Annotated in this window: 9 protein-coding genes, 1 tRNA gene and 2 rRNA genes; 5 read left to right on the forward strand and 7 right to left on the reverse strand. The window is 40.1% G+C overall.

Features of this window, described 5'->3' with window-relative positions; genetic code table 11:
• Positions 1-158: 158 nt before the first annotated feature.
• Together npdG and MmiAt1_RS08775 are read right to left on the reverse strand one after the other, a co-directional pair.
• Positions 159-884: an NADPH-dependent F420 reductase gene (gene npdG, locus MmiAt1_RS08770; RefSeq protein WP_318786507.1), complete on the reverse strand. Its 726-nt coding sequence runs from the start codon at positions 882-884 to the stop codon at positions 159-161.
• Between the two features lie 453 nt (positions 885-1,337).
• Positions 1,338-2,084 carry a mechanosensitive ion channel family protein gene (locus MmiAt1_RS08775; RefSeq protein WP_318786508.1) on the reverse strand — a complete coding sequence of 249 codons (747 nt, stop codon included), beginning with the start codon at positions 2,082-2,084 and terminating at the stop codon, positions 1,338-1,340.
• Positions 2,085-2,536: 452 nt separating this feature from the next.
• Here MmiAt1_RS08775 and MmiAt1_RS08780 point away from each other — a divergent pair, with 452 nt between their 5' ends.
• From MmiAt1_RS08780 to MmiAt1_RS08795, 4 genes are all read left to right on the forward strand, one after another.
• Positions 2,537-3,790 (forward strand): hypothetical protein, encoded by a 1,254-nt coding sequence (locus MmiAt1_RS08780; protein ID WP_318786509.1) that lies wholly within the window; start codon positions 2,537-2,539, stop codon positions 3,788-3,790.
• 159 nt (positions 3,791-3,949) lie between these two features.
• On the forward strand, positions 3,950-4,270 hold the full coding sequence (locus tag MmiAt1_RS08785; protein WP_318786510.1) for a HesB/IscA family protein: 321 nt from the start codon (positions 3,950-3,952) through the stop codon (positions 4,268-4,270).
• 127 nt (positions 4,271-4,397) lie between these two features.
• Positions 4,398-4,754, forward strand: a complete 357-nt coding sequence (locus MmiAt1_RS08790) for a nascent polypeptide-associated complex protein (RefSeq protein ID WP_318786511.1) — start codon at positions 4,398-4,400, stop codon at positions 4,752-4,754.
• 410 nt (positions 4,755-5,164) lie between these two features.
• Positions 5,165-6,535: a right-handed parallel beta-helix repeat-containing protein gene (locus tag MmiAt1_RS08795; RefSeq protein WP_318786512.1), complete on the forward strand. Its 1,371-nt coding sequence runs from the start codon at positions 5,165-5,167 to the stop codon at positions 6,533-6,535.
• 271 nt (positions 6,536-6,806) lie between these two features.
• Here MmiAt1_RS08795 and MmiAt1_RS08800 read toward each other — a convergent pair whose 3' ends face one another.
• Both MmiAt1_RS08800 and MmiAt1_RS08805 read right to left on the reverse strand, forming a co-directional pair.
• Positions 6,807-7,052, reverse strand: a complete 246-nt coding sequence (locus MmiAt1_RS08800) for a hypothetical protein (protein ID WP_318786513.1) — start codon at positions 7,050-7,052, stop codon at positions 6,807-6,809.
• A gap of 81 nt (positions 7,053-7,133) precedes the next feature.
• A tRNA-Cys gene (locus MmiAt1_RS08805) sits at positions 7,134-7,205 on the reverse strand.
• Positions 7,206-7,306: 101 nt separating this feature from the next.
• Between MmiAt1_RS08805 and MmiAt1_RS08810 the strand changes: the two genes are divergently transcribed.
• The gene (locus MmiAt1_RS08810; protein ID WP_318786514.1) at positions 7,307-7,939 is read left to right on the forward strand and encodes a GTP-binding protein; all 633 of its coding nucleotides are present in this window, start codon (positions 7,307-7,309) and stop codon (positions 7,937-7,939) included.
• 134 nt (positions 7,940-8,073) lie between these two features.
• On the opposite strand, the gene MmiAt1_RS08815 is transcribed toward MmiAt1_RS08810, so the two are convergent.
• The 3 genes from MmiAt1_RS08815 to MmiAt1_RS08825 all read right to left on the reverse strand — a co-directional run.
• Complete coding sequence (locus MmiAt1_RS08815) at positions 8,074-8,349, reverse strand: DUF1292 domain-containing protein (protein WP_318786515.1); 276 nt, start codon at positions 8,347-8,349, stop codon at positions 8,074-8,076.
• 360 nt (positions 8,350-8,709) lie between these two features.
• A 5S ribosomal RNA gene (gene rrf, locus MmiAt1_RS08820) occupies positions 8,710-8,831 on the reverse strand.
• 203 nt (positions 8,832-9,034) lie between these two features.
• A 23S ribosomal RNA gene (locus tag MmiAt1_RS08825) occupies positions 9,035-9,120 on the reverse strand; the annotation flags it as partial.

The raw sequence follows: 9,120 nt of genomic DNA on the forward strand, positions 1-9,120 counted from the left end.
AAACAAAAGAGAAACAAAAACAAAATAAAAGCAGAAACAAGCAGTAATAAAATAATAAAATAATAAAATAAAAACAAAAAAAGCAAAAACGCCATTTGAAAAAATAAAAATAAAAAAGAAAGAACCGTATGAAACGGGACTTTCAACTCATTTTTCAATTAAACGAATTTAATTCCTGCGTGGCGCAGTTCTTTGTTCATTTTTGCAACGTTGAGCAAAAGCGGTGTGATCGGCTCGGTCAGCGCGGCCGCTTCAAGCGGGCCGACATCGACGGGGTTCAAGCCGGGAATATCGCGGACAAGCTGCATAATGACGTCTTTGGTCTGTTTGTTGTTGCCGCAGACGGCGATATCCAAGTCCATGTCTTTGTCAAAGTCTTCCAGACGCTTGGCAGAAACGTTGTGAAAAGATGCCACCAGATCGATTCCCGGCGGAAGAAGCGCTTGGATTTCTTTTGCGGCGCTGCCGGATTTCGGAGGCGCGTAACAGAAGTAATCTGCGTTGTATTCTTCTGGGTCCACTTCGATTTTGACCGGCTCGGTTCCCATATTGAGGTAGCAGCGGTCTTTAATCATCGGAACAACGACGGACAAAACAGTCTGACAGTTGCAGAGGACCGGTTTGATATGTTCCATGACGGTCGGAATCTGGTCATAGCGAATCGCAATGACGACAATATCGGCAGCTTCTGCCGCCGCTTTGTTTTCATCTCCCGTAATTTTGGACGGCAGTGATCTTTCCGACAAAAATGCCGTATATTCTGCTGCCGCCTCCTGTGCTCTCTCCTTTTCCCTTGAACCGACAATAACATCGTGAATCTGGCCCCAGCGAAGCGCGAAGCCTTTGCCGATGTTTCCGGTTCCTCCTAAAATTGCAATCTTCATGATTTATCACCAACATTTATAATTGATAAATGTTACCAAACTCGAACTTTAAATCAGGCCCTATATAAATCATTCGGATGAGAAACAGCTGAAAAAATGAAAGCGGTAAAAAGAGATAGGACGGAAATAAAAATATAAAAGAACATATTTACAGCATGAAGATACGAAAAAATATAATGAACATATATTATAATTGAAAGGTTTTGCTGTGTTGTTGTGTTGACGTGCTGCCATACCGACGCATTTCCTATTGCCGTACCGGCACGCTGCCCCCGCGCGCGAGCCGTCCGATTTTTCAAAAACGAATCAAAAACGGACCTGCCTCATATGAAAACAGCAAAAATGAACGGCAGCCGTAATTAAAACAGAAAAAATCGAAAATAAAAAGAAAATAAAAAGAAAGTAAAAAGGAAAACGAAAAAAGAAAAAAAAGAAATGAAATTTAAAATGCATTTAAACTTCAAATTCTTTCAGCAATTCTTCTTTGACGCTTTCTTTAATGGTGTCCGCATCTTTTGTGTTCACCCAGGCTCTGATTTCCAAATCGACCGTTGCGTCGGTGATGTTTGAAATGTAGATTTTAGGCTCGGGATTTTGAAGAATTTCCGGGTCTTTGCCCAAAACATCAAGAACCGCTTTGACCGTTCCTTCCGCGTTTTCAATGAGATTGAAAGTCATGGGCAAAACGAAACGGCGCGTCGGCAAATGAGACATGTTGACGATTGCGCTGTTCCAAACCATTTTGTTCGGAATCATAATGTAAACATTATCCGATGTGATTAATTCGGTGGACATTAATCCGACGTCTTTGACGTAACCGGTTTGTCCGGAAACGGTAATGTAATCATTTTTATTAAACGGTTCCAAAACCGCAAGCCAAACACCGGCGCCCAAATTGGTCAGCGTGTCCTGCATACCGAAGCCCAAAATCAAGCCGATGACGGCGGAAAGACCGAGGATAACAGAACTGACCGTAACGCCGAGCGCTGAAAGCGTTGCCAGCAAAACGGCCACGTACAAGAGCGCCGTAATCAGCTGAATCAAGAAGCTGGCAGCGAGTTCCGGAATTTTTGTCCGGCCTAAAAGTTTCTTAAAGATACTGATCAGAATGCGGGCGACAATAAACGCCGCAACGAGAATGATGAGTGCAAACAAAAGATCAGAAACCTGCCATTGCGTGTAAGGAATAGCGGTTCCCATAATATCATCTATAGCGATAGTAATCCCTCCGTGGATTATTCAAACAATAAAGGCGGGCTTTGTTAAAAGAGATATCGATTTTTCAAAAACAATCATACCGAAAAATTAACATCCCCGCATGAATAAGATTTTTCAATAAATATATATGTTCCGAACATTCATTTTTGCGGAATTGAAAAAGGTCAAAAACCGGAATTATCAAAACCAATCAGAATCCAAAACCAATCAGAATCCAAAACCAATCCAAATCACCAAAACCAATCCAAATCACCAAAACCAATCAGAATCACCAAAATCAATCCGAATCACCAAAATCAATCCGAATCCAAAACCAATCAGAATCGGCAAACTGAATGTATTTATAATAAAATGTGTTTACTACATATTATTTCACATTCATTCCAATTATATCACACAAATATATCCAATCAACATTCAGAGATTTGAAAAGCATGAAACAGGAATTGACGCGGCTTCTTTTGGAAATGTTCAAGTCATACGGCTATGAGACAAGCGAGGGCACTTTTTGCGATATTGTCGGCAAGCGCCAGGATTATGAGATTTGGGTCAAGTGCGACATTGACGGCAATTTGAACACGCTGGAACGGTTTACGCAGCAGGCCAACGGAAAAAACAGTCTATACATCACGACGAAGAAGATTAAAGGCGGCGAAGAAACTGTCCGCAAATATGCGGAAGACACCGGCGTCATGATTTGGGACCGCGACGCGCTTGCGCGTTATGTCGGGGCGTTTATGGTGGCAAACTTGAGCCGCGAAACGCTGGAAAGCGTCGTCGGCAACTACTGTTTGGAATCTCTTTTGGATCAAAAAAAAAACTTTGATCCGGTAAGCGCTTTTGCAAATTCGAAAAATCCTGCCGGCAGCCCTTTGCCTGAATTTTATCATGAAGATGAAATAACACAGCCTGCGCAGCCGGTTGAAAGCTTTGATTTCGGCAATATTTTTGAATCCTCCGACGAACAGGCGGAAGAATTAACGGCCGCGCTGTTCGGCGCAAAAATACCGGCAGACGCACCGTTTAACAATTCCAGAGAATCGGAATATATTGAAGCGCCGCGCCCGCTGCCTCAGTCATATGATATTCCCGAGCCCGAGCCTGAAAGATTCCACGCCGACAAAAAAGAAACGCTCGGCATCCGCGCATCCGCAATCAATATGCCGATTGAGCGCGCGGCCGCGGCCGGAAAATCATCATTCGGCGAAGTCAAAGATGTCGTGCTGAAATTCGTCCCGTATTGGAAATACACATACACGCTGAAAGTGGACCGCAAAGTCGGAAATGATCAGATTAAAATGGCGGCCTCCGGCGAAGGACTTGTGAACGCCGTCAACGGCATTGAAGATGACATTGAGCTTGGCGAAATCGGAACGCAAACCGAAATTCCCGACATCGAATATGTGATGAAGCAGCCGAAAATGACAAAAGAAGAAGCGCAGAAAATCATTTTGGAGAAACTGAAGCGTCAGCATACGCAGGAAGTCAAATCCAATGACATGGACGCGCAGTCCATCATTTATCAGAACAAAACGTTCCGCCCGCAGGAAAAGGACTTTGAAATCAAAGTGACGCAGATTTTTGCATCCGTTTGGGAAGTTCAGGGCAAAAAGGACTGTTTGGAGCTGAACGCTTACAACGGCCAGCCGCTTTCAAACCCCGCGGATGACGGAGCAGAATTCGTATAATAAAAGGATAATGATAATAACAAATCATGTGACGAAAAGCGCAAAAGAGTTTATATCTGATTTGCCGTTATGTTCTTTTAATTGAATGAATTTTCAAGATTATTAAATTAAAAAATAAAAATACAATAAAAACAGATTAAAAACAAATTGGTGAAAAACATGTTAACAATTACAGATGCGGCTGTTGCTGCTTTAAATGATGTTTTGGAAGAACAGAACAAGAAAGACAACTATCTCCGCGTTTTCATTGCAGGTATCGGCTGCGGCGGTCCGTCTTTCGGCCTTGCGCTGGAAGAAAACGTCGGCGAAGCAGACATTACCGCTGAAATCGGCGCAACCAAAGTCATTTATGACGCTGAGCTTGAAAAAACCGTTGAAAATTTGATCATCGACTACATTGACAACGAAATGGGAACAGGTTTCGTCATTGAAGACCCGACAGCCGAGGCCTGCGGCGGCGGCTGTGCAGGCTGCCATTAATTGTGCGGAACAAGCAGAAGCGAATTCAAATTAAAAGCAGCCGTTGTGCTGCTTTTTTTAGTCTTTTTTACATTAATTAATTTTGAATATTTTAATTTTAGATGAATTGATATTATCAGGTGAAATTATGTTTCCGGGAATGGGCGGCGGACGCGGCGGGATGAATCCGAAGAAAATGCAGAGCATGATGAAGCAGATGGGCATTGAAATGAGTGAAATCGACAATGCCGAACAGGTGATTATTAAAACACCGGACGGCGATATTATTATTGACAATCCGTCAATTTCAATTATGCGCGCGCAGGGCGTTGACACGTACCAAATCAACGGCGATGTCAAAAAAGCACCTAAAGAACTTGTGATTCCCGACGAAGACATCCGCTTGGTCTGCGAACAGACAGGCGCATCCGCAGAAGATGCCAAAAAGGCGCTTGAAGAAAACAACGGCGATTTGGCCGAAGCTATTTTGGCGCTTTCCAGCTGATTCTTTTTTATTTTAAGATTTAATTTTAAGATGTAATTATAAAACATAATAATAAAATATATAATAAAATTAAATTTTTACGATTTTTTTTAACAAATTTATTTACTTTTTTATCGATCATATTCGATTTACAAATCGTGTTTCGGTTAAAGAAATTTATCGAGCCGGCCGCTTTAACCGTTTTCTGTGTATGTTTTGAATTTGCGGTTTTAATTTCAAAAACATGGTATTTTTTTTTATAAAATTTTACAGATAATTTGGAAGAAAATTTTGATGAGATATTCTGATATACTTATAAAATAATAGTAGTTTTAAGTTATAACATTATTATAGTTATAACGGAGAAGGCATGTTAAATGTTTAAAAAACTGACACTGAAATTAATAATATTCACACTCACAATAACGGTATTGACATTAGGAACAACACTTGCAGGCGCTGAAGCAGCGGAAATCGAAATAAACACACTTAATGACTTGAACGGATGGACGCCGGAAGAGGGAAACACAATCAATGTGACATCTGACGGAGACGGCGGATTGCTGGCATCTGTATTAAGCAGAATCGAAAATAATTCAACAATAATTCTGTCAAATGAAACTTACACAGCAAATCAATATCTTGTTTCAAAAGACGGCATTACAATCACAAACGCTTCCGGCGTAAGCCCGGAAATTCAATTAAGTGCCGTAAGCGACGGTTTTAAGATACAGGCAAACAACGTAACAATTCAAAACGTCACTTTGAACGGAACAGGAACCGCGAATTACGGATTTCGTGTTCAGGCCGCTGACGGAACAACCTTTGAAAATGTAAAAGCAACCAATATGCTCAAAACGGCATTTGACATCAGCCGAAACACAAATGCGGTTTATACAAATATCACAGCCGTTGACAACGGCGGTTTCGGAATTACAATCACTCAAGGTGTAAATATTACCATCACCGGAACAACCCAAAACAACGGATGGGGCGGTTTAAATGTCAATAACAAACAGCAAAACGATGAAAATGACATTGAAACAACCGGTATTAACGTATCGGGCGTAACATCAGAAGAAACAGCTCCAATCATTTTGGAACAATACACGCCGGCAGAAACCGGAAACGATGTCTCGAAGATTACACCGCCCGCAGGCGTTGATCTGACGGCCGGATCCATCGTCATATCAAATGAAGAAGGGATCGGAGACGGGACAATGACAGCGAAATTCATTTTGCTGAACCCCGCAAATACAGCTGAAGTGAACGGACAAATCTTGAGCAATGTTCTGACAAGTTCAAAAGAAGGAAATACAATTGAAATCCCTGACGGATCGTACGAGACCGAAGAGATAATTGTTCCTTCAAATGTCGTTTTAAAAGGCAATAATGTTGAAATCAGCGGAACATTGGCATATACGGACGGCGCAGACGTAACAATCGAAAGAAAAACAGAGACGCCTGCAGAAAACACAAAAAGCACAAGAAGCGGCGGAAGCGGAACCGGCTCGGCAATCATTGTCGAAGCTTCATCCGCAGAAAGAAAAAATACGCCGAATTCAAATAATGCGGTAACTGCAGAACCGACCGGCACAACAAGCACGGAAAATAACGCCGGAAATACAAATACAAACACAAACCCGGCCGATTCGGGGAAAACAGATTCGACAAACAATGATTCAAGAACAACACAAGGATCCGGCAATCCGGACAGATCTTGGCTGAATTTGATTGTTGTCGCCGGATTTGTCGTATTAATCGGCGGAGCCGTCTACCTCTTTGCTTCAAAGAATGAATGAAAGAGAAAGAAACAAAAGTAAAAACAAAACAGAACAGAAATAAAATAGAAATGAATATCGGAAGAGGAAACTCTTCCGTCTTTTTTTTCAAAAACGTTTTTCGAAACTTATTTTCAAAACTTATTTCCGGAATTTATTCTCAAAACTTGTTTCCAAAATTTATTCTCAAACTTATTTTCGGAATTAATTTTCAGACCTTATTTTAAAAATGTTGCCCGGAACGTAAAATGCATTTACAAAACGTCTTCCGAAACATTTTTCAAAATATTTTTCATTCGGATTTAAAATCCGGATAGTTTTTGCCGAGATAATATTGAATTGCCGCTGAAACAACAACAATCGGCACAAAAAGAACGGATATTCCAAAATAGATATAATTGAGCGGGGACGGTAATGAGAATGAGAAGGAGCCGGCATTCAAAGCCAATACGACAACACCGAGAATTGTAACGATTAAATAAAGCTTGATGCAAAGATTCAATGCTTTGGAAATTTTAGAAAGCTGTTCAGGTGACATAAGATAACTCCGTTTAATGATTTAACAAAAAGAAACGATTCTATGGGAAATAGTTTTCTGAAAAAAATGAAAAATATAAAGAGCCAACGTCCGGATTTGAACCGGAGTAGATTCGCTCTGCAGGCGAACGCATAGCCGCTCTGCCACGTTGGCTTATAACATTATCAAAAGAGAGATTCATAAAAGGGTTTCTAATATTTAAAAGAAACGGAGGGATTTTTAATTTGAAAGACCTATTGTATTTAGGTTAAAGAATGACAAAAATAAATAATGCGGACACAAAAACAAAAATTGTCGTTATCGGCGGTTTTTTAAACAGCGGAAAAACAACTTTGATAAAAAAGCTCGGCATGCATTATGCTGCCGCCGGAAAAGTGATCACTTACTTTACAAACGAAGCAGGTAAAGAAACAATCGACGGCGATCTTTTGGAATATGATATGAACACGCAGGAAATGACGGCAGCCTGTGTGACCTGCAGCTTAAAAGAAGTCATGACCTCGGCGGTCGGGCAGCTGATTGAGCGGGTGCATCCGGACATTTTGTTTATTGAGCCCAAAGAAACCGTATCGCCTCTTGTCGTCCGGGATGAATTGATGCGGTCTTCTTTAAAAGCGGGAACGGAAGAATATTTGTTTGCGCCTCTTTTGACATTAATTGATTGTTCCGAATTTTTCAGAGACATAAAAGAAAAAAAGAAAGTCGCTTTTGACCAGATTACGGTTGCCGAAGTTATTGTGCTGAATAAAACGGATTTAGTCAAACAAAATGAATCCGATTTAATTAAAGAAAGTGTTCGGCAAATTAATCCGAATGCAAAAATTCTGGAAAATACGATTGAAAATGAAATCGGATTAAATGAAATAATTAAAACGATCGGAATATAAGATTTGCAGAGCATTTGCAGGACAGTTAGAAAACAATAGAAAAAACAATATGAAAAACAATAAAAATAAAATGAAAAACAATAAAAATAACCATCAAAAAGAAAAAAGAATAACGAAAAAACGGACGGGAAAAATTATTCCTCGTCCAGCAATTCATCTAAAACATCAGCTGCTTTTTGGAATTCCTCTTCATCTTCGATGTCGATTAATTCAACATCGTCTCCGTCTTCTTTGATGCCGTAAATTAAAATTTCTTCGGAATCATCTTGTTTTAACAATGCGACATATTCTTTGCCGTCGACTTCAAACGTTCCGAGAATTTCACATTCGACAGATGTGTCATCATCAAATTCAATGACAATTGTGTTCGCCTCACCGCATCCGCAGCCCGGACCATGTTCGTGTTCCATAACCAAAAGCCTCCTTTTAAAATACAGAATATTTGAGATATTACAGGTTTAACAAAGTTAAATAATCTTCTAAAAAAATTGAAAAATAAACATAAAAACAACAAAAATAAACAAAAGTTCAAAAACCGGTTCAAAAAAACAAATTGATTCAAAGAAACAAACGGATTCAAAAACAAATCAAAACAGATTGAATAAACCGATATCAAACAAACAAAAAAATTAAAACACTTCCGCTTTCATTTCAAAAATATCAAAAGCCAAAGCACTTTCGATTCTCATTTCAAAAACATCAAAAAAATCAAAGCGCTTCCGCTTTTCATTTCAAAAAACAATTACAAAATAAGAAAGATAAAGAAAGACTCATGGCAGCGATCCAAGCTTCCCGAAGGCTCGCACACTTCAGTACAACAGGGAACGCTGGCGGGCTTATCTTCTGTGTTCGGTATGGGTACAGGAGTCGCCCCGCCGCTATGGCCGCCAAAAGACTTTCTCTATAGCGTGATGGATAATAACGGATGGTGATATTTAACGCTTTTCCTAAAATGGAAAAGCAATTATTGCCATGTAACGATTGAAATTCAATAAGATCAAATCTTACTTTTCAGATAAACAACATTTCTTTAACTTAATTTTATCAACAAACTCGGATAACTCAGACATATTCAGATATCGCCTGAAAAATCAGTCTTGCGGCGGCACGGACTATTCGTGAACGCGGACTAAACACCTCGTTGCCTTGGTGCGTACATCCCGTTTCGATCAACCTCGTCT

Source organism: Methanimicrococcus hacksteinii, assembly GCF_032714515.1.
Taxonomy (GTDB): Archaea; Halobacteriota; Methanosarcinia; order Methanosarcinales; family Methanosarcinaceae; genus Methanimicrococcus; species Methanimicrococcus hacksteinii.